We start from the raw sequence: 19,522 nt of genomic DNA on the forward strand, positions 1-19,522 counted from the left end.
CTCATTTCACGGGGGGCGCGCCGAAACCGGCGACGTCGAGGGTCAGGGCGGCGAGCGCGGCGTAGGTGACGTCCGCGTCGTAGGCGGTGGCGGCGCGGGCGGCGGCGACGCCCTCGGCGGCGGTGCGCGGGCAGTCGTCGGCGAGCCGTTCGGCGAGCGCGGCGGCGAGCGAGCGCGGGTCCTCGGGCGGGACGAGCGCGCCGACGTCCGGCGTGACGACCTCGGCGAGGCCCGGGACGTCGCTGGCGACGACGGACCGTCCGGTGGCCATCGCCTCCAGCGCGACGAACGGCAGGCCCTCCCAGCGCGACGGCAGCACGACGACGTCCGCCGCGACCAGCCACGGCCGCGGATCGGCGACCGCCGGGACCGTGAGGACGCCGCGCGGGACCTTGCGGTCCGGCGTGCCGTCGCCGACGAGCGCGAGCCGCGCGTCCGGGCGGCGCGCGACGACGCGCGGCCACGCCGAGAGCAGGACGTCCTGGCCCTTCTGCGGGGTCACGCGGCCGAGGCACAGCGCCAGCGGCCCGCCCCGGACGCCGAGGGCGCGGCGCGCGGCGGCCCGCTCGGCGTCGCCCGCGACCGCGAACCGCTTCAGGTCGACGCCGTTGCGGATCACGGCGTACCGCGCGTCCACCCCGGCGGCCCGGCCGCGCTCCAGCTCGCCGTCGCCGACGCAGATGATCCGGTCGGCGCGGCGCGCGGCCCGCCGCTCCCACAGCAGCGCCGCGACCGAGCACATGCCCTGCGCGGGGTACCAGGACCAGCCGTGCGGCTGGAACAGAACGGTCGCGTCCAGCCCGGCGAGCCGTCCGGCCAGGCCCGCCTTGGACGAGTGCAGATGCACGACGTCCGGCGTGACCTCGTCCACCACCCGCCGCAGCGCCCGGACCTCGCGCCACACCGACCGCGTCGGCGACCGCCGCGCGGGCCAGAGGCGGTGCGCGTCCCCGACGTGGTCGGCGAGCGGGCCGTCCGGGCAGGCGACGGTGACCTCGAACCCGCGCGCGGCCTGGTCGGCGACGGCCGCCGCGACGTACGCCGCGACCCCGCCGACCGTCGGCTGCGCCACATGCAGCACCCTCACGGCCACACCGGCTCACGCGAGAGGGGCGCGGCGGGCGCGGGCCTGCGGCGGCGCGACGGCCGCAGCCCGGCCAGCGACACCAGGCCCGCCAGCAGCACGCCGACGGCCGTGCCGACGGCCACGTCCAGCGGGCCGCGCGGCGCCGCCGGGACGAGCGGCGGCGCGGCGTCGTTCATCAGCGTCGGCCGCACGCCGGTCTCGCGGCGCCGCACCTCGCCGAACCGGACGAGCGCGTCGGCCGCCGCGTTGGCGTAGGCGGCGGCGCGCTCGGGCGACGGGTCGGTGCCGGTGATCCGGATGAGCGGCGCGTCCGGCGAGGTGGACGCGCGCAGCTTGCCCTGCGCGGCGGCGGGCACCCCACCCCCCGCGCGCTCGCCCGGCCACGGACGCTCCGACCAGCGCAGCGTCTCCGGCAGCGTCGCGAGCCGGCCGTAGGCCTGGGCGAAGTTCACCCCGGCCGGTCCGGCGCCGGCGTCGTCGACGACGATGACGTGCGCCGTCGCCGCGTACTCGGGCGTCCGCAGCAGCGCGTACCCCGCGCCGGTCGCGGTGCCCGCGAGGATCAGCGACGCGGCGAGACCGCCGCGCCGGACGAGACTTCGGGCAGTTCCCCGGTAGTGGGCCATGGAGTCGATCCGCCTTCCGCTGGGGCCGGGCCGGTCGAGGGGCCGGTGAAAACGCCGGTGTAGAGGTGGGCGAGCGCCCGCGCGTGCTCGCCGATGTCGTAGGTCGCGACGGCCGCCGGGACGGGCAGCCGCACCGCGTCCGGGACGGGGAAGCGCGCGAGCGCCTCCCGGAACGCCGCCGGGTCCGCCGGGACGCGCCGCGCGTGCGGGGCGAGCCGGGCGGGCAGGTCGTCCAGCGCCGGGCACGTCGTGTAGACGACGGGCAGGCCGGCCGCCATCGCCTCCACGACGCCGAGCCCGAACGTCTCCTGCCGGGACGGCGTCGCGTACACGTCCATCGCGGCGAGCGCGCCCGCGACGTCGCCGGTCTCGCCGCGGAACACCACGCGGGGGCCGACGCCGAGGCGCCAGGCGAGACGTTCCAGGGCGCGGCGCTCGGGGCCGTCGCCGACGATCAGGAGCCGTCCGCCGGGCAGGCCGGCGAACGCGCGGATCAGGACGTCCACGCGCTTGCCCGGGACGAGCCGTCCCGCGCAGCCGTAGACGGGCTCGCGGGGCGGGACGCCGAGTTCGGCGCGCAGCGCGGCGCGGCGGCCCGGGTCGAAGGCGAACGCGGTGGCGTCGATGCCGTTCGGGATGACGACGACGTCCCGGACGCCCCACTCGCGCAGCCGGTCGGCGACCGTCGGGGACACCGCGACCGTCACCGCGCCGAGCCTCTCGGTCGACCGGTAGATGAGGCGGACGCCCGTCGTCGCGCGCCGTCCCTCGATCTCGCCCGCGCCGAGCGAGTGCTCGGTCGCGATGATCCGGCGGACCCCGGCGAGCCGCGCCGCGACCCGTCCGTACACGCACGCCCGGTACAGGTGGGTGTGGACGGCGTCGAACCGCCGCGACCGCATCAGCCGGACGAGACGCGGCAGGGCCGTCAGGTCCCGGTTCCCGCGCATCCCGAGTTCGTGGACGGGCACGCCGAGCGCGCGGATCTCGTCCGCGACCGGGCCGCCGCCGGTGAGCGAGACGACCTCGCACTCCACCGGCAGGCGCCGCACCAGCCCGGCGAGCTGCCGCTCCGCGCCGCCGCGTCCGAGTCCCGTGATGACCTGCAGCACCCGGGTCATACGCGCACCCGCCACTGGAGTTCGTGGCGGCGGAGCTTGGCGTGCAGCCGCAGCCGCCGGTCGCGCTCGCCGACGTAGGTCCGGGCCAGCGCGTGCCGCGACCCGAACGACGGACGGATCGCGCACGCGTAGTCGTACCCCGCGCACCGCGCCGCCGTGACCTCCCGCAGCCCCGCGTGCCCGTACGGGTAGGCGAAGCCGGTGACGGGAGCGCCGAGGACGTCCTCCAGCGCGGTGCGGCTCGCCGCCAGTTCGTCGTCCATCTCTTTCGTGGACAGGCCGGTCAGCGACACGTGCCGCCGTCCGTGCGACGCGACCTCCATCCCGAGGTCGTGGACGGCCGCGAGCTGCTCGGCGGTGAGGAGGTTCTTGCGCGGCCCGGTGTCCCACGCGTTGTGCCCGCCGAGCCGTTCGGACAGCGCGAACACCGTCGCGGTGAACCCGAGCCGGACGAGCACCGGCACGACGCGGGTCGCGAAGTCGGCGTACCCGTCGTCGAAGGTGAGCCCGACGAGGCCGCGCGCGGTGCCGTCCCGCTGCGCGGCGAGCAGCTCGCGGACGCTCACGCCGCGCAGGCCGCGCGCGGCGAGCCACTTGAGCTGTCTCTCGAAGCGCGGCGGGGTGATCGTGACGAGGTGCGGGTCGTCCTCGTAGTAGTCCACCGAGTGGTACATCAGCACCAGCGGCATGGGCGGGGTCATCGGAGTCCTTCCGTGCGGCGGGCGAAGCGGGACGGCGGCCGGAGCACGGCCGCCCGGGGCAGCGCGACGAGAGCGAAGACGGTGAGCACCGCGAGCCCGCCGAGCAGGGCGGCGGGCAGGGGCGCGGCGACGGCGTCGCGCGCCGCGAGCCCGGCCGCGCACGCGGCGACGGCCGCGACGGCGAGCCGGGCGAGCCCGCGCGCGAGCACCCGGAACCGGATCCGCGCGACGCGCGCGCGGACCCCGGCGAGCATGAGCAGCGCCCCGGCGGTGATCCCGGCGGCGTTGGCGGCGGCGAGCGCGGGGGCGCCCCAGAGCCGGACGCCGAGCACGCCGACCGCGACCGTCACGGCCAGGCCGCAGGCGGTGGCGAGCGCGGGCCGCCACATCGGGCCGCGCCGGGCGAAGAACGCGCGCGCCGCGACGCCGACCATCGTCTGGCCCCACAGCCCGAGCGCGTAGACGCGGAGGATGCGCGCGGTGCCGTCGGCGGCGTCCGCGCCGAACGCGCCGTGCCGGAACAGCAGCGCGACGACGTCCCCGCCGCACGCCACGAGGAACGCGGTCGCGGCGAGCACCAGGGCGCTGACGTGCAGGATGTCGTTCTCGACGCGGTCGCGGACCGCGCGCGCGTCGTCCTCGGCGGACGCCAGCGCGAGGCGGGGGAACGTCACCGTCACGACGAGCAGCGACAGCACCATCGGGACCTGCGCGACCTTCTGCGCGTAGTTCAGCTCCGAGATCGTCCCGGCGGCGAGCCCGGCGCCGAGGAAACGCTCGACGAACACCTGCGCCTGCCGGGCGAGCGTGAACACCGCGACGGACGCGACGGCGGCGGGCAGCAGCGCGGTCGCCGGGGACGGCAGCGCGCGCGGCGCGGGACGCAGGCACCGGACGAACGCCGGGAGCTGCGCCAGCACCATGAACACGCTGCCCAGCGCGACGCCGACCGCCGCGCTCAGCACGCCCCAGCGGTCCCGCAGCAGCAGGATCGACGCGATGATCCCCGCGTTGTAGGCCAGGTAGATCGCGGCGGGCGGGCCGAACCGTCCGTGGGCGCGCAGCGTCGCGCTCATGAACCCGGCGACGCCGAACATCACGACCGTCACGGCGGCGGCGCGGACGCAGCGGACCGCGTCGTCGGGCGAGGCCAGGCCCGGCGCGAGCGCCGCGACCAGCGCCGGGGCGCCGAGCGCCAGCGCGCCCGCGACGACCGACAGCACGCCGACCAGCGGCGGCAGGACGGCGGCGGCGAGCGGCCGGGCACTGCCCCGATCGCGGAGCGCACGCGTCACCAGCGGGACGGCCAGCAACGCCATCGCGTCCTCGATGAGCAGCGGCGACGCCGTCTCGGGGATCATCCACCCGATGAGGAACGCGTCGGTGTCGCGCCCCGCGCCGAACGTGTGCGCCATGATCAGGTCGCGGACGAACCCGAGCCCCGTTCCACCCGCGACGAGCACGGCGCTCAGCGCGGCGGCCCGCCCGACCGAAACCCGCCGAACAGCCGGCTGTGTGTCCCGCGAGCCTGCGGCGCGCTCTGAGCCGCGCGCTTCCTTCGTCGCGTGCTCGCTCGTCCCTCGCTCCGCGCGCTCCTCAGTCCAGCGCGCGGCGCGCGCCTCCAGCTCGCGCTGTGTTTCCCGCGAGCCTGCGGCGCGCTCTGAGCCGCGCGCTTCCTTCGTCGCGTGCTCGCTCGTTCCTCGCTCCGCGCGCTCCTCAGTCCAGCGCGCGGCGCGCGCCTCCGGCTCGCGCTGTGCTTCCCGCGGGCCTGCGGTCTCCCGGGCGCCTGTGGCGTGCGCTTCGGGCGCGGTCATCGGGACTCCCCGGGTGGGTTGAGCGCGCGGACGGCGACGACGCCGAGCAGGACGCCGACCAGCACGGACGTCGGGCCGCCGAGGTCGGAGTACACGAAGTCCACGAGCAGCCAGGCCAGGAAGCCGGCCGACAGCCACCAGCCCGCGTCCACCGTCCGGCCGAGTTCGCGGTTGCGCCACAGGCCGCGCGCGAGCGCGCCGCCGAGCACCGCGAAGCCGCCGAGCCCGAGCAGGCCCTGCTCGCTGAGCAGCAGCAGATACTCGTCGTGCGGCGACAGCAGCGGCTGCCGGACGTAGCCGTTGACCTCGTCGGCCGTCTCCGCGCCGGACGACAGGTCCAGTGGCGCGTAGGTGTCGCGGAAGGCGGCGAAGTTCTTCGGGCCGACGCCGGTGACGGGGTGCGCGGCCCAGATGTCGCGGGCCGTGCCCCACAGGCCGTAGCGGTCGCTGACGGAGCGGTCCGGCGCGTCCACCGACGACGCGATGGAGCGCAGGCGCTGCCCGACCAGGTCCGCGCCGACGCCGAACCCGCCGACGAGCACGACCGCGAGCGCGACCGACCCGACGGCCGCGGCGATCAGCGCACGGCGGTCCCACAGCAGGAGCAGCACGGCGACGGCCGCCGCGAGCGCGATCCACGTCCCCCGGCTCAGCCCGGCGGCGAGCGCGGCGAGCAGGACGGCCAGCGCGGGCACCGCCGCCCACCGCACGCGCCGCGACCCGGCCAGCGCGAACGCGACCAGGACGAGGACGCCGAAGCTCGCGAGCGTGGACAGCGCCATGACGTCCAGCGACCCGAACGTCCCGACCGCGCGGACCGGTTGCCCGCCGTACGACGCGCCGTGCCCGGACGCCGACTGCCACAGACCGAACAGAGCCTCACCGAGCGCGGTGACGAGCACCGACCCGCCGATGACGGCGACGTCCCGGCGGTCCCGGACGGCCAGCACGACGGCCAGCGGGACGAGCACGAAGATCTGGACCGTCCGGACGAACCCCGGCAGGCTCGCCGCGACGTCCTGCGACGCGAGCGTCGCCACGCCCGCCGCGACGACCAGCGGCCCGAACGCCAGCGGCGCCCGGGACGGCAGCGCCCGCCGCCGCACGACCGCCAGCGTCACGACGGCGACGACGAGCACGGCGCTCACCGCGTCCGCGACCGTCGGGTCGCCGCCCTCGGGCGAGCGCGGGCCGGGCGGGACGGCCGTCGCCAGCACCGTCGCCGCGACCAGCCAGCTCGGCCGCCGCCCGAGCCGCCGCAGCAGCGGGCGCAGCGGGCCGAGCGGCACCGGCCGGCGGGCGCGGGCGTGGCCGGGACGCGGCGGACGCAGCAGCGCGGTCGTCATGCGCTCCGCCGCAGGATCATCGCGTTGAACGTGAGAAGCAGGATCCGCAGGTCCATCGCGAACGACCAGTGGTCGATGTAGTGGTTGTCGAACCGGGCGCGCATCTCGATCGAGGTGTCGCCGCGCAGCCCGTGGACCTGCGCCCAGCCCGTCATGCCGACCGGCACGCGGTGCCGCAGCACGTAGCCGGGGCACGTCTCGGCGAACCGGCGGACGAAGTGCGGACGCTCCGGACGCGGCCCGACCAGGCTCATGTCGCCGCGCACCACGTTCCAGAGCTGCGGCAGCTCGTCCAGCGACGTGCGGCGCAGGAACGCGCCGACCGGGCCGATGCGCGCGTCGCCGTGCACCGACCAGCGCGTGTCGGCCTCGGTGTCGTCGGCGGGGCGCAGCGTCCGGAACTTCAGCAGGACGAACGGACGCCCCGCCAGCCCGAGGCGCGACTGCCGGAACAGCACGCCCGGCCCCGACTCGCGCCGCACCGCCGCCGCGCACGCCAGCAGCACCGGCCACAGGACGGCCAGCAGCGCGAGCGCCCCGGCCAGGTCGAACAACCGCTTCCCGCACCGCGCGACCGGGCCGTAGGGACGGCGCGTCAGCGGCACGCACGGCACGCCCGCCAGGTACCGGACGCGTCCGGACGGCCCCGGCGGCAGCCCGTGCGCCCCGCCCGACAGCGGCACGACGAGCGTCTCGCAGCCCGCCTCCGCGCACGCCCGGACGGTCGGCTCCACGTCCTCGGGCTCGATCTCGTCCAGCACGACGACGGCCGTCTCGACGCGGTGCGCGGCGATGACGCGGCGCAGGTCCGGGGCGCCGCCCGCGGTGTCGGGTGGGCCGGCGGCGAGGCGGCCGAGCGGCAGCAGGCCGATCTCGGGGCGCCGCCGCAGGGACCAGACGAGGTAGTCGCTGAGCACGCCCGTCCCGACGATCAGCGTGAGCGGCGGGCGGAACGGACCGCGCCGCCCGGCCCGCACGGCGTGCCGCGCGGCGAGCCGCACCGATCCGGGCGCGAGGACGAACAGCGCCGCCGCCGGGAACCACACGGCGGGCCGGGCCGGGCCGACGGCGGGCGCCAGCACGCCGAGCGCCGCCACGACCGCCGCCGCGCGCACCGCGAGCGGACGCGCGTCCGACGGCACCGGCAGGCGGCGGACGCGGTAGAGGCCCGCCGCGAGGTTCAGCAGGACCAGCGCGCCCCCGGCCGCCGCGGCGAGGTTCGCGGCCCGGCCGCCGAGCATCGCGCGGGCGGCGGCGAACGCCAGTCCGGCGTCGGAGAGGGCCAGCAGGAACGGCAACGGAGATCTGCGCGTCCGTGGCCGCGGACGCGGTCCGATCTCCGGCGCGCCCGAACCGGAGATCGTCGGCGCGAGCCGTTGCGCGCCGTCCGGCAGGGTCTTGGCGACCGGCCTCTGCGTACCCATCCCGACTGCCCCTTGTGCGAAGAGAAAGAAAACAGCCTCAGCACGAACCGATCCGTTCTCCGGAGCGTCCCTGCCGCCCCGGGAGCGTCCCCCACCAGGGGCGAAGGACCGAGGACCTCCTGGGAAGCACACGCCAGCATGGCAGCCGACGACGCCGCGACACTCGCCTCTTTCGGCGATGGCGGTGTCTTTTTTAACGACTCCGGACGAAAATCCCGGTCACTTTCACCTCGTATCGCGCGATGACCGGCATCGGCCTGGGCGCGGGGAAAAAGAAAAAGGGACGGCGCCGTGGCGCCGTCCCTTTTCCGGGCGTCGGTCAGTGCAGGATCTGCTGTCCGTGGAACGTCACCGTCGCGCCCTTCACGAGCGGCAGGGCGGGCTTCTGCGCGGTCTCGGTCACCGGGCCGACGATCTGGCCGTTGGCGTCGGTCTTCGCCACCGGCGCCTGGACGCCGAGCGAGGCGAGCAGGCCGCGCACAGTCTGCTGGACCTCGGCCCGCGGGTCGGTCGCGGGGCGGTCGGCCGCCGGCGCGCCGGCCTGCCGGCCCTGCTGGGCCTGCTGCTGGGCCTGCTTCGCCTGCTGCGCCCGCTTGGCCTCCTTCGCCTGCTGGGCCATCTCGAACTGCTGGAGCTGCTGCGCCTGCTGGGCCTTCTGCTCGGCCGGGTCGGCGGTGGTCTTCAGCCCGAGCGTCTGGGTGAGCTTGCCGACGACGGGCAGGTCGGTCGGGTTCTTCAGGCCGTCCCCCGGGAGGGGCAGCGGCCCGGCGGCGTGCGCCGGGCCCGCGGCGAGCCCGGAGCCGAGCAGCGCGACCCCAGCGGCGAGCAGGAAGGCGCGGCCGACGTTCGTGATCCACGTGCGCATGTCGTTCTCCTGTGTTCTGTGTGACCCGAGTGGAGGCCCGGCGCCCGGCCGGACGAAGCGGACCGCGGGGGCGCCGTGGGCGCCGCACCGGTGCGCCGGTACGCGGTCGCGTCACCGGGGTGCGGGACTCCGGGACGCTCACTCGCGCAGCGCCGTGCGTAGCGGTCGAGTCACGGACAGTAGCAGGACCCGCGGCGCCGTGACGGCCGGTCACGGAATTCGCCGGCGCCGCGCGGCCGGACGACCGCAGATTCAGCACATAGCACACAAGCTCAGCTATTACCGAAATGAACCGTGCGCGCGTCGCCTTCGCCGAAATCGGACCTTCCGCTGGAAGCAATATTTGCCGATCTCCCGACAAGGCACGATGAAGTACCCCGGTCGCACGCCGCGAGAATGTCAAGATTCCTTAAAGTGCGTTTTCTTCGGTTGCGGCGAGGTCACATCTGAGGTGCCATTCTTCCGTGTCCCGGTTGGGCCATCACCGGTCACGGGACGCAATCCGGACACACTTCATCGAATGGAGTCTCCATGTTCAAGCGTGCGATCGTCTCCGGCCTCGTCGCCGGCGCCGCCCTTTCGGCCTTCGCCGTCCCGGCGTCCGCCAGCGTGGCCGGGGACGACCCCTCGGCCAACTCGCTCATCCCGATCCAGACCTGCCGCGACGTTCAGGTCGCCGCCCTCATCGGCGTGCCGATCAAGAACCTGCTCGCGACGGACGACGAGTCGGGGCCGTGCTTCAACAACTCGTCGGTCACCAACCAGCACACGCAGGTCAAGGCGCACCACTGACGAGTTCGCCTCTAGCGGGCACCGTCCACAGGCGAGGCCGTCCGGATTCCGTCCGGGCGGCCTCGCCCATTTTCCCGGGAAATCCGACCCGACCGACTTGCACGATAGAACCGGATTATGGGTCGGTGCCCGCAGAATTGAGCATCGATTTTCCCAGGACGGCATCGGACGGCGCACATCGGCGGCTACGCTCGGGCCACCCGAATTCCGGGCCCTCCGCCGTGACCGGTTTCCTCCGGTACGGCCGATCATGCCGGGAGCGTCATGTTCCGCAGTCGATTTCTGAGTTCTTTCCCGTTGCGCGCCGCGCGGTCCGGATTCGCCGCCGTCGGGCTGACCGGCGCGGTGGGCGCGGCGAGCCTCGCGGCGCCGATGCAGGTCGCCGAGTCCGCCCGGCCGCCCGCGCCGGTGCAGGGCGAGGAGATCGCGTTCCTGTCCCTGCCGCGCCTGCACGAGAAGGCCGTCGTCCGCGAAGGCGTCTCGCCGCGCGTCCTGGAGTCCGGCGTCGGGCACTACCCGAGCACGCAGCTCCCCGGCCAGGCGGGGAACGCCGTCCTGTTCGGGCACCGCACAATGGGCGCCAAGCCGTTCGCCGACCTGGACCGGCTGCGGCGCGGCGACGTCGTCGACGTCCGGTCCGGCGGGCACCGCTACCGCTACCGCGTGCGGTCGCTGCGCGTCATCACACCCGACCGGACCGACGTCCTGAACCCGACCCCGCTGCGGCGCGGCGCCCGCCGCACCGGCAGCTACCTCACGCTCGTCACCTGCACGCCGCGCTACTCCAACGCGCGGCGGCTCGTCGCGATCGCGACGCTCGAAAAGCGCTGACCGTCAGGACCGGGCCGTCCGGCGGCGCACCACGCGCGGCCGGACCTTCCCGAGGCCCTGGAGCGGACGCGACCGCAGCGTCGACACGTCGTAGCCGTCCACGCCCTTGATCGCCCGCGCGAGCTGGCCGTCCACGACGACCGTGCCCGGGTAGGCGATCGCGGTGAGCCGCGCGGCGAGGTTGACCGGCGTGCCGAACACGTCGCCGAGCCGCTGGAGGACCTCGCCGTAGGCCAGCCCGACGCGCACGCGCGGGAAGGACGGGTCGGTGTCGCACAGCTCGGCGATGCGCAGCCCGATCTCCACGGCCGCCGCCGGCTCGACCGCCGAGTACAGCACCTCGTCGCCGAGCGTCTTGACGACGCGACCGCCCAGCTCGGCGATCACCTCGGCGCCGACGCGCTCGAACCGCTCGACGAACTCGGCCAGCTCGCCGCCGTCCATGCGGCGGCTCATGCGGGTGAACGACACGACGTCCGCGAATCCCACGGTGAGCTGCGACACGCCCACCGTGGGGTCGGCGGCGGCCGGGCCGACCGTCGCGGCGGCGGTGCGCAGCGCGGCCTCGGCGAGCTGACGGCGCCAGCCGTGCAGCATCAGCCGTTCGAACGCGGGCTCCAGCTCGCTGGTCGCCTCCAACGCCACGCGGACGATCTCGGCGGTGATGGGCTCGTCCTCGGGCCACTCCTCGCTGAGCCGCCGCACCCAGACGTCGGCGAGCCAGCTCGCGAGCCGTCCCATCGTCTGGCCGACGGCGCGGGAGAGCTGGACGACCATCTCCTCGTCGACCAGGTCGTTCTCCAGGAGCTTGCGGATCTCGCGGAGCGCGTCGACGTCGCCGTCGGTGAAGGCCGTCTCGTCGTCGGGCGGGGTCGGGAAGCCGAGCGCCTGCCAGATCCGCCGGGCGTACTCCTCGTCCACGTCCGCGAGCGCCTCGACCTCCTTGCGCGTGTAGCGCAGCGGGCCGCCGAGGAGCGTCTCCTCGATGGGGATCTGCACGCTGAGGTCGGGCACGTTGGATTCCGCCATAAGACAACCCTTAATGTGTCATCGGACGATGTAATGATTGTGCCGAAGGGCGATCCCGACGGTCAAGAAGACGAGTGCGGGCAGGGCATGGGCGACTACCGAATCGACGAACTGGCCCACGCGGCCGGGAGCACGGTGCGCAACATCCGCGCCTACCAGGACCGGGGCCTGCTCCCGCCGCCCCGGCTGGAGGGACGCGTCGGCATCTACGACGACTCCCACCTCGCGCGGCTGCGCCTCATCGGCAAGCTGCTCGGCCGCGGCTACACCGCCGCGATCATCAAGGACCTGCTGGGCGCGTGGGAGACCGGCAAGGACGTCGGCGAGGTCCTCGGCCTGGAGAAGGTCCTCACCGACCCGTGGTCGGACGAGCTGCCCGGCGTCGTCACGCTGGACGAGCTGGTCGCCCGGTTCGGCGCCGGGCTGCCCGCCGACGACGTCGCGCGGCTGCTGGACCGCGCCCGCGACCTCGGGCTCATCGAACCGGACGGCGAGCACTACCGCGTGCCGAGCCCGCGCCTGCTGCACGTCGGCGCCGAGCTGGTCGCGGCCGGGATCCCGCTGGACGCCGTCCTCGACATCGCCGCGCGGATCCGCGCCGACTGCGCCGTCATCGCCGGACGGTTCGTCACGCTCGTCGAGGAGCACGTCTTCACCCGGCTCGCCGACGGCGAGAACCCGTCCGGCGAGGAGGTGTCGGAGCTGGCCGCCGTCGTGCACCGGATGCGGCCCCTCGTCCGGATGGTCGTGGACCCGTTCATCGCGCGGGCGATGGAGACGCGCGTCGAGGCGTCCCTCGGCGACCGGCTGGAGCTGATCCGCGACCACTTGCGGACGCCCGCCGAGGGGTGACTCACAGCAGCGAGGCGCCCCACTCGACGGCGACGTGGTGCAGCGCGCCGCGCGCGTCCGCGAACGTGACGGTGGCCTTGCCGGGCAGGATCAGCAGGCCCGGCTGCAACGTGACGGTCAGCGCGCCGGTGCCGCCGTCGTCCAGCGTCCCCGCCGCCGGGGACAGCGTGAGCTGCTCCGACGACGCCACGCCCTGCCAGCTCACCGGGCCGCCCGTCGCGTGCAGCGTGATGCGGCCGGTCTTCGTCCCGTACAGCTCGACCTTCGACTGATCGACGCGCAGCGTCCCGTCGCGCGGCCCCGGCGTGGCGGACGGGCCGCCGCCGGGCGTGCCGGGCCCCTGCCCCGGCGTGTCCTTCGGCGTGCCGCTCGCGCCCGGCGACAGCGGCGGCGCGCCCGCGCGGAGCTTCGGCGCCCGCCCGGTCGGCTGCGGGGTCGGGCGTCCGGTCGTCCCGCCGGACGGGCCAACGGTCGTGCGCGGCGTCTCCTTCAGCCGTCCCGGCGGCCAGTACGTCGTCGTCCCGGCGATGCCCGGGCCCATCAGCAGCACCGCGACGACGGCCGTGACGAGCGCGCCCAGCATCCCGCCGCCGGTGAACAGCCAGCGGCGCGTGAACGGCGACGTGACGTCCGGCTGCGTCGGCATCCCGTCGGGCGTGAGCGCACCGCCGCGCGCGGCGATGTCGGCGCGGTAGCCCGCCAGCTCGGGATCGGTCGCGGTGTGCATGAACCGGTGCCGCAACGACGCGGGCAGCACCGGCGGCATCGGCGCCGCCAGCCCGGCCGCCCCGCTGACCGGACGCGGCTCACGCGCCGCGAGCACCGCGACGGAGTCCTCGTCGTCCAGCAACGCGCCGTCCCCCGCGTCGCCGGGCAGCGTGACCGTCCCGGCGGGCGCGTCGCCCGCCGCCGCGACGGGATCATCGACCCGCCCCCCGGAACCCCCGGCCCGCGCGCCGGGGTCGCCGGCCCGCGCAGGGGCGGGGGCGTCCCCGGGCGACGCGGCGGCGGGCGGCGTGTCGGGCGCGGTGGCGGGCACGCCAGGCGGCGCGGTGGGATCGCCGGGCAGCGCGCCGGACGCGCCGGACGGCGCGGCGGCGGGTGCGGTGGCGGGCGGCGTGGCGGCGGACGGCGCGGCGGGCACGCCAGGCGGCGCGGTGGGATCGCCGGGCAGCGCGCCGGACGCGGTGGACGGCGCAGCGGACGCGGTGGCGGGCACGCCAGGCGGTGCGGCGGACGCGGTGGGTGGTGCGGTGGACGCGGTGGCAGGCGACGCGTCGCCGGGCGGCGCCGTGGTGGACGGTGTGGTGGGCGCGGGGGTGGGTGGGGGGGTGAGGTGGGCGCGGGCGTGGTCCAGGCGGGTGCGGACGCGGCGGAGGCTCGCGCCGGTGGCGGCTGCGGCGTCGGCCGGGGTGAGGCCGTGGCGTTCGGCGAGGACGATGAGTTCCTGGTCGGCCGGGTCCAGGTCGGCGAGGGCCGTGAGGAGGGGGGCGGCGGACGGGCTCGCGTCGGGGAAGGTGGGGGTGCCGGTGACGTCCTGGCGGAGGCAGCGGCGGCGGACGGCGCCGTAGAGCCAGGCGCCGAGGCCGGCCCGGCCGGTGCGCATGCGGGGGGCTCGGCGGCAGGCGTCGACGAAGGCGTCGTGGACGACGTCGGCGGCGGCGCGGCGGTCCCCCGTCAGCGACGAGGCGTAGTCGAAAAGGCGCTCGGCGTAGGCGTCGTAAAGGTCGCGCAAGGCGCGATCGTCGCCTTCGTGCAGCCCGTGGACCAACCTCCGGTCGGCCGCCGCGTCGAAGGGGGACCACCTCGGCATACGTGCTCCCCGGCACCGAAATGGGACCGCCCCGTGAAGGGCGCTCCTGTCCGTCGGACAGTGATACACCCTCATGGGCCCTCGGCACCACCAGATGGCCCGAAATCGGGCTATTCAGTCGATCTTCCGGTGCCGATCAGTGGCGCGCGGCGCCAAGGACGGCGTCGTCCCGCAATCGCGCCATCGCGCGCGACACCGTGCTCTTGACCGTCCCGACGCTGACGCCGAGGAGCGCGGCGACCTCGTGCTCGGGCCGGTCCTCGTAGTAGCGCAGGAACACGGCCGTCCGCTGCCGTTCGGGCAGCCGCCGCAGGGCGCGGCCGAGGGCGTCGCGCAGGTCGCAGCGCGGCGCGTCGTCGGCCACCGGACGCTCGGGCACGTCCCCGGACGGGTGGACGTCCAGCCGCCGGCGGCGCCGCCACCAGGAGATGTGCGTGTTGGCCATCGCGCGCCGGACGTAGCCGTCCACCGCCGCGCGCGAGCCGATGCGCTCCCAGGCGAGGTAGGTCTCGGCGAGCGCGGCCTGGAGCAGGTCCTCGGCGTCCTCGCCGGCGATCCGGGCCGCCGTGCGCAACAGGGCGGGACGGCGTGCCGCGACGTACGCGCGGAACTCCTCGTCCGTGGTATCCCTCACGTCACCCGTTCCCCGACTCGCGTCCGGTGGCGAAAGCCCGTCCCGTCGCTTGTCAGCGTGGCACGATGATCGTTGTTCCGGTCCCAACAGAACGCGGTATTCGGCTCAACCGGTGGAAAATCCTTACCCCTCGGCGAGGAATTCTTATCCCCGGCACGACGTATACCGACAAATCCGTCGACAGGTAGGGTCACAGGGCGTGACGCTTGACTCACAGCACTAACTACGGTGGGAGACCTTGCAATGCCTCCCGCCGCAGCCGCCCCGCCTGGAAGCCGGAGCCCCGCATGCACCATCCGGAAGCCGCGCGGCGTCGTCGCCGTGCCGCCGTCCTCGGCGCGCCGCCCGACAGCGCCGCAGCCCCCGCACGTCCGGGCGCCCACGCCGGGACCGTGCTCGACGCCAGCCCCCACCTCCTCGTCCTCGCCGTCCCCGGCGGCGAGGTCCGCCTGCCGCTCAGCGACACCACCGCGATCTGGCACGGCGACCGCGCCGGGCCGGACGCGCTGCGCCCCGGCCTGAGCGCCGTCGCCCGTCCGTACCGGGGACGGCCCGGCACCGAGCGCGTCTGGATCGACGCCGCCCGCGTGACCGGAACGATCACCGCCGCCGCGCGCCGCACGGTGGACGTCGACCTCGGCCCCCATCGCGGCACGACGACCGTGACCATCCCCGAGACCGTGTACGACCGGATCCGCGTGCGGCACCCGCGCCTGGAGCCGGGCTACCTGTTCGACGCCGTGTGCGTCCGGACGCCCGACGGTCCCCGCGCCGTCGCGCCCGGCACGTCCCAGCCCGGCTACCGCGCGGACGCGCTGACGGCTCCCGAGCCCGACGCGTCCGTCCCGGGCGAGTCGCACGGCACCGCCACCTGGTTCGACGGCGGCGACGCGCCCGGCGCCGCCTACCCGGCCGTCGACCCCGAAGGCAGCGCGGGCGGCTGCGCGGACGCGCCGCGCGGCTGCGTTCCGCTGCCCCTGCTGTCGATCGGGAGCGGCCTGACCGTCCACAACGCCTGCACGGGCCGTACCGCCCGGATCCCCGTCACCGAGTGCGGCTGCGTCGCCGCCCGGTTCTGCGACCGCTGCGTCCAGTGCGGGACGTCGCCGCGCGGCCGGCTGGTCGAGTTGACGCCGGTCGCGTTCGCCGCGCTCGGCGGCGACCTGGAGACGGGCTGCTTCAACGCCGTCCTGCGCCACGACAGGGGGACCCGACGATGGTGACCGCGTTCCAGAACACCCAGGTGCTGCTGCTGTCGTTCGTCCTGCTGGCCGCGTGTCTGGCGAAGCTCGCCGTCCGGCATCCCGAGCCCGCGCACGACCACGTCCACGGCGTGCCGCTGCCGGGCTGGCTGCCGCAGGCGACCCGGCTGGACAGCCGTCCGTTCGCGGTCGCGGTCGCGCTGGTGGAGGGGTCGCTCGGCATCGCGCTGCTCGTGACGTCGCAGTTCTCGGTCCGGTTGGTGACGGCGCTGGCGTTCGCGGTGGCGACGTGGACGGTGAGCGAGTTGCGCGTCCGGCGTCCCGACGCGGGGTGCGGCTGCTTCGGCGGGCTCAGCGTGAAGCACGTCGACCGGCGGACGGTCGCGCGGGCGCTCCTGTTCACGCTGGCCGCCGTGGCCGCGCTCGGCGCGCCCCGGGCCGGGTTCGCGTGGCTGCACGACGCGCACGCGACGGTCGGGCTGGTGCTGCTGGCCGTCGAGGTCGCGCTGTTCGGCCTGATCTCGCCGGAGGTCGCGACGCTGTGGGAGAAGCGGGCGGCGTGGCGGATCCGGCGCGAGGACGAGCCGTGCGACCGGCGGCACAGCCCGCTGGCGGAGACGATGCGGACGCTGCGCGCCAGCGCCGCGTGGTCCGCGCACGAGGACGCCCTGGTCAGCGCCGTCCCGCTGGACGTGTGGCGCGAGGGCTGCTGGCGGTTCCTCGCCTACCGGGCCGTGTCGGACGGCCGTCCGGCCGAACTGGTCTTCGCGGTGTCGACGGCCGCGCGGGGGCGCCGGGTGCGCGTCGCGCTGGTCCCGGCGGAGGAGCCCGCGGTGCGCTGATCGGGTTTTCTATCGTTCTCTAGCGAATATCCAAGAGTCCGTTATAGGCACATGACGAGCACTGGCGTCTAGCGCTCGTCCTAGAAACGGGTAGAGAGGCGAATCAGGCGGGCTGGGTCCGGAGGAACTGGCCGAAATGCGGCACGGTGAACGCCACCAGCCCGCGTTCCGCGCTGTAGATGAGGCCCTTCTTGATCAGGCCGTCCCGGGCCGGCGACAGGCTGGACGGCTTGCGGCCCAGCTCGCCCGCCACCGCCGCCGTCGGCACCGGGTCGTCCCCGAGGACGGCCATCGCCCGCATGTAGTCGCGCTCGGCGGGCGTCGCGCGCTCGTACCGGCTGCCGAAGAAGCCGACCGCCAGCTCGCTCTCGGCCTCGGGCGCGGCGACGCGGATGTCCTCGGCGGTGATCGGGGTGTCCGGAGCGACGTCCCAGACGACCTTCGCGTACGCCTGGACGAAGTAGGGGTAGCCGTCGGCCGCGCCGTACAGGGCGTCCAGCGCCTCGGGCGTGAACGTGACCTCCTCGCGCTCGGCGGGGGCGAGCAGGGCGAGATCGGCCGATTCCCGGTCGAGCCGGTCGATGCGCGCGTAGCGGAACAGCCGCTCGGAGTAGGACTTGCTCGCCGACAGGACGGCGGGCAGGTGCGGCAGGCCCGCGCCGACGACGATCAGCGGGCCGCCGTTCTGGGACAGCTCGTGGCAGGCGGCGCAGAGCGCGGAGACGTCGTCGGCGGGGACGTCCTGCATCTCGTCCACGAACAGCGCGATGCCCGCGCCGACGTCGGTCGCGACGGACGCGGCGTCCACGAACAGCTCGGTGAGGTCGATCTCCAGGTCGCCGGAGTCGGCGCGGCCCCGGGTGGCGGGGACGTCGATGCCCGGCTGCCAGCGGTGCGCGCGGGCCTTGGTCCGCCCATCCTCCTCGCCGGCCTGCGCGAACGCCTTGAGCACGCCGAGGAACTCCTCGATGCGGTCGGGCGCGCGGTGCCGGGGCGCCAGCTCGCGGACGGCCACGTGCAGCGCGGACGCGACGGGCCGCCGGATCGACTGGTCCGGCCGGGCCTCGATCTTCCCGGTGCCCCAGAGCCGCTGGATCGCCATCGACCGGAACGTGTTGAGCAGGACGGTCTTCCCGACGCCCCGCAGCCCGGTGATGATCATGCTGCGCTCGGGGCGTCCGCGCGCCACGCGTTCGAGGACGACCTCGAACTGCTTCAGCTCGCGGTCGCGGCCGGCGAGCTCCGGGGGGCGCTGGCCCGCGCCCGGTGCATAAGGGTTGCGCACGGGGTCCACGGTCTCGGACTCTATGAGCCGGTATAGCTGTGGCCGTAGATTTGCGTAGAAATCCCTGCGGCGTGTCGCGCGTGCCCGGCAGCGGACGACCTCCATCGGACACCTCCCGCGCCCGTCGAACGAATGTTCGAGACAGTAGCGCACGGGCGTCCGCCCTGTCCCCCGTCCGGACGGAAAACTCCGGCATTCTCCGTCCGGCCGGGGGCCGCCGCAGGTCAGAGGGCCTGGTCGGTGGCCGAGCGGTGCGGCAGCTCGGCGGCGGGGACCTGGCCCATCCGCCCGGCCTGGAAGTCCTCGAACGCCTGGACGATCTCGTCCTTGGTGTTCATGACGAACGGGCCGTACCGGGCGACCGGCTCGCGCAGCGGCAGGCCGCCGAGGATCAGGATCTCCCAGCCGTTCTTGCTGCTCACCGGCTGCGTGTCGGCGGCCCGGACGACGATGCCGTCCTGGTCGCCGGCGTGGTGCGAGCCGCCGAGGACGGCGAGCCGTCCCTCCTCCAGCGCGACCTGCTCGGCGCCGACCGTCCCGCGTCCGGACAGGACGTAGACGAGCGCGTTGAAGTCGCGCGGCCAGGGCAGTTCGAGCCGCGCGCCGGGCGCGACGGTCGCGTGGACGTAGTTGATCGGGGTGTAGGTGACGCCCGGACCGTCGAACCCGCCGACCGAGCCCGCGATGACCCGGACGAGCGACGCGCCGTCCGCCGAGGACAGCAGCGTGACGTCGTTCGCGCGGATGTCCTGGTAGCGCGGGTCGACCCACTTCTGGGCGCGCGGCAGGTTGACCCAGAGCTGCACGCCGTGGAACAGGCCGCCCGAGGCGACCAGCTCCGGCGGCGGCTGCTCGATGTGCTGGATCCCGGACGCGGCCGTCATCCACTGCGTGCCGCCGTCGGCGATGAGGCCGCCGCCGCCCGTCGTGTCCCGGTGCTGGAGGGCGCCGTCGATGAGGTAGGTGACGGTCTCGAACCCCCGGTGCGGGTGCCACGGGGTGCCCTTCGCCTCGCCGGGCGCGTACTCGACGGCGCCCATGTGGTCGAGGAGGAGGAACGGGTCGGCGAGCGGCAGGTCGACGCCGGGGAACGGGCGGCGGACCTGGAAGCCCTCGCCCTCCAGGTGCTTCTGCGCGGTGACGACCTTGGCGACGCGGCGCCGGCCGGTGGTCGCGTCGGGGAGCCGGGGCAGGCGGGGCAGGGTGAGCGTGTCGGCGGTGACGGCGGGCATCTCGGCTCCTCGGGGTCGCGTCGTGT

General features: G+C 75.4%; 18 protein-coding genes. 5 read left to right on the forward strand and 13 right to left on the reverse strand.

Annotation, left to right across the window (positions count from 1 at the left end):
• Nucleotide 1: 1 nt before the first annotated feature.
• The 8 genes from BTM25_RS02545 to BTM25_RS02580 all read right to left on the reverse strand — a co-directional run bounded on the left by BTM25_RS02545 (nt 2) and on the right by BTM25_RS02580 (nt 8,984).
• Entirely contained in the window at nt 2-1,087 is a 1,086-nt protein-coding gene (locus tag BTM25_RS02545; protein WP_168211980.1) for a glycosyltransferase, read from the reverse strand.
• Nucleotides 1,084-1,713, reverse strand: a complete 630-nt coding sequence (locus BTM25_RS02550) for a YveK family protein (RefSeq protein ID WP_103561139.1) — start codon at nt 1,711-1,713, stop codon at nt 1,084-1,086. Before BTM25_RS02550 ends, BTM25_RS02545 begins: the two co-directional genes overlap by 4 nt.
• On the reverse strand, nt 1,650-2,834 hold the full coding sequence (locus BTM25_RS02555) for a glycosyltransferase (protein WP_103561140.1): 1,185 nt from the start codon (nt 2,832-2,834) through the stop codon (nt 1,650-1,652). The genes BTM25_RS02550 and BTM25_RS02555 overlap by 64 nt, the downstream gene beginning before the upstream one ends.
• Complete coding sequence (locus tag BTM25_RS02560) at nt 2,831-3,535, reverse strand: polysaccharide deacetylase family protein (protein WP_235828100.1); 705 nt, start codon at nt 3,533-3,535, stop codon at nt 2,831-2,833. Before BTM25_RS02560 ends, BTM25_RS02555 begins: the two co-directional genes overlap by 4 nt.
• The gene (locus tag BTM25_RS02565) at nt 3,532-5,349 is read right to left on the reverse strand and encodes a lipid II flippase MurJ (protein ID WP_103561142.1); all 1,818 of its coding nucleotides are present in this window, start codon (nt 5,347-5,349) and stop codon (nt 3,532-3,534) included. The genes BTM25_RS02560 and BTM25_RS02565 overlap by 4 nt, the downstream gene beginning before the upstream one ends.
• Nucleotides 5,346-6,695 (reverse strand): O-antigen ligase family protein, encoded by a 1,350-nt coding sequence (locus tag BTM25_RS02570; protein ID WP_103561143.1) that lies wholly within the window; start codon nt 6,693-6,695, stop codon nt 5,346-5,348. Before BTM25_RS02570 ends, BTM25_RS02565 begins: the two co-directional genes overlap by 4 nt.
• Nucleotides 6,692-8,119, reverse strand: a complete 1,428-nt coding sequence (locus tag BTM25_RS02575; RefSeq protein ID WP_235828107.1) for an exopolysaccharide biosynthesis polyprenyl glycosylphosphotransferase — start codon at nt 8,117-8,119, stop codon at nt 6,692-6,694. The genes BTM25_RS02570 and BTM25_RS02575 overlap by 4 nt, the downstream gene beginning before the upstream one ends.
• Before the next feature lie 319 nt (nt 8,120-8,438).
• Entirely contained in the window at nt 8,439-8,984 is a 546-nt protein-coding gene (locus tag BTM25_RS02580; protein ID WP_103561144.1) for a hypothetical protein, read from the reverse strand.
• 531 nt (nt 8,985-9,515) lie between these two features.
• Here BTM25_RS02580 and BTM25_RS02585 point away from each other — a divergent pair.
• Entirely contained in the window at nt 9,516-9,776 is a 261-nt protein-coding gene (locus BTM25_RS02585; protein WP_103561145.1) for a hypothetical protein, read from the forward strand.
• A gap of 264 nt (nt 9,777-10,040) precedes the next feature.
• Entirely contained in the window at nt 10,041-10,607 is a 567-nt protein-coding gene (locus BTM25_RS02590) for a class E sortase (protein WP_103561146.1), read from the forward strand.
• A 3-nt stretch (nt 10,608-10,610) separates the two neighbouring features.
• Here BTM25_RS02590 and BTM25_RS02595 read toward each other — a convergent pair whose 3' ends face one another.
• The gene (locus tag BTM25_RS02595; RefSeq protein ID WP_103561147.1) at nt 10,611-11,636 is read right to left on the reverse strand and encodes an adenylate/guanylate cyclase domain-containing protein; all 1,026 of its coding nucleotides are present in this window, start codon (nt 11,634-11,636) and stop codon (nt 10,611-10,613) included.
• 87 nt (nt 11,637-11,723) lie between these two features.
• Between BTM25_RS02595 and BTM25_RS02600 the strand changes: the two genes are divergently transcribed.
• Nucleotides 11,724-12,488 carry a MerR family transcriptional regulator gene (locus BTM25_RS02600; RefSeq protein ID WP_103561148.1) on the forward strand — a complete coding sequence of 255 codons (765 nt, stop codon included), beginning with the start codon at nt 11,724-11,726 and terminating at the stop codon, nt 12,486-12,488.
• Between the two features lies 1 nt (nt 12,489).
• On the opposite strand, the gene BTM25_RS02605 is transcribed toward BTM25_RS02600, so the two are convergent.
• Together BTM25_RS02605 and BTM25_RS02610 are read right to left on the reverse strand one after the other, a co-directional pair.
• Nucleotides 12,490-14,223, reverse strand: a complete 1,734-nt coding sequence (locus BTM25_RS02605) for an RNA polymerase sigma factor (RefSeq protein WP_235828109.1) — start codon at nt 14,221-14,223, stop codon at nt 12,490-12,492.
• 214 nt (nt 14,224-14,437) lie between these two features.
• A complete protein-coding gene (locus tag BTM25_RS02610) occupies nt 14,438-14,935 on the reverse strand; it encodes a SigE family RNA polymerase sigma factor (RefSeq protein WP_103561150.1) in 498 nt (165 codons plus the stop codon).
• 287 nt (nt 14,936-15,222) lie between these two features.
• Here BTM25_RS02610 and BTM25_RS02615 point away from each other — a divergent pair, with 287 nt between their 5' ends.
• The gene (locus BTM25_RS02615; RefSeq protein WP_103561151.1) at nt 15,223-16,158 is read left to right on the forward strand and encodes a hypothetical protein; all 936 of its coding nucleotides are present in this window, start codon (nt 15,223-15,225) and stop codon (nt 16,156-16,158) included.
• The gene (locus BTM25_RS02620; RefSeq protein WP_103561152.1) at nt 16,152-16,979 is read left to right on the forward strand and encodes a MauE/DoxX family redox-associated membrane protein; all 828 of its coding nucleotides are present in this window, start codon (nt 16,152-16,154) and stop codon (nt 16,977-16,979) included. Before BTM25_RS02615 ends, BTM25_RS02620 begins: the two co-directional genes overlap by 7 nt.
• 103 nt (nt 16,980-17,082) lie before the next feature.
• Here BTM25_RS02620 and BTM25_RS02625 read toward each other — a convergent pair whose 3' ends face one another.
• Nucleotides 17,083-18,264 (reverse strand): ATP-binding protein, encoded by a 1,182-nt coding sequence (locus tag BTM25_RS02625; RefSeq protein ID WP_456356085.1) that lies wholly within the window; start codon nt 18,262-18,264, stop codon nt 17,083-17,085.
• A gap of 224 nt (nt 18,265-18,488) precedes the next feature.
• Nucleotides 18,489-19,496, reverse strand: a complete 1,008-nt coding sequence (locus BTM25_RS02630; RefSeq protein WP_103561154.1) for a pirin family protein — start codon at nt 19,494-19,496, stop codon at nt 18,489-18,491.
• Between the last annotated feature and the right edge of the window lie 26 nt (nt 19,497-19,522).

Source organism: Actinomadura rubteroloni (assembly GCF_002911665.1).
Lineage (GTDB): Bacteria > Actinomycetota > Actinomycetes > Streptosporangiales > Streptosporangiaceae > Spirillospora > Spirillospora rubteroloni.

Bases quoted from the DNA above. Each gene is read 5' to 3' on its own strand.
- BTM25_RS02630 (WP_103561154.1), bottom strand. From the start codon at position 19,496: ATGCCCGCCGTCACCGCCGACACGCTCACCCTGCCCCGCCTGCCCCGG.
- BTM25_RS02575 (WP_235828107.1), bottom strand. From the start codon at position 8,119: ATGGGTACGCAGAGGCCGGTCGCCAAGACCCTGCCGGACGGCGCGCAA.
- BTM25_RS02580 (WP_103561144.1), bottom strand. From the start codon at position 8,984: ATGCGCACGTGGATCACGAACGTCGGCCGCGCCTTCCTGCTCGCCGCT.
- BTM25_RS02615 (WP_103561151.1), top strand. From the start codon at position 15,223: ATGCACCATCCGGAAGCCGCGCGGCGTCGTCGCCGTGCCGCCGTCCTC.
- BTM25_RS02600 (WP_103561148.1), top strand. From the start codon at position 11,724: ATGGGCGACTACCGAATCGACGAACTGGCCCACGCGGCCGGGAGCACG.
- BTM25_RS02620 (WP_103561152.1), top strand. From the start codon at position 16,152: ATGGTGACCGCGTTCCAGAACACCCAGGTGCTGCTGCTGTCGTTCGTC.
- BTM25_RS02550 (WP_103561139.1), bottom strand. From the start codon at position 1,713: ATGGCCCACTACCGGGGAACTGCCCGAAGTCTCGTCCGGCGCGGCGGT.
- BTM25_RS02565 (WP_103561142.1), bottom strand. From the start codon at position 5,349: ATGACCGCGCCCGAAGCGCACGCCACAGGCGCCCGGGAGACCGCAGGC.
- BTM25_RS02570 (WP_103561143.1), bottom strand. From the start codon at position 6,695: ATGACGACCGCGCTGCTGCGTCCGCCGCGTCCCGGCCACGCCCGCGCC.
- BTM25_RS02595 (WP_103561147.1), bottom strand. From the start codon at position 11,636: ATGGCGGAATCCAACGTGCCCGACCTCAGCGTGCAGATCCCCATCGAG.
- BTM25_RS02585 (WP_103561145.1), top strand. From the start codon at position 9,516: ATGTTCAAGCGTGCGATCGTCTCCGGCCTCGTCGCCGGCGCCGCCCTT.
- BTM25_RS02555 (WP_103561140.1), bottom strand. From the start codon at position 2,834: ATGACCCGGGTGCTGCAGGTCATCACGGGACTCGGACGCGGCGGCGCG.
- BTM25_RS02560 (WP_235828100.1), bottom strand. From the start codon at position 3,535: ATGACCCCGCCCATGCCGCTGGTGCTGATGTACCACTCGGTGGACTAC.
- BTM25_RS02590 (WP_103561146.1), top strand. From the start codon at position 10,041: ATGTTCCGCAGTCGATTTCTGAGTTCTTTCCCGTTGCGCGCCGCGCGG.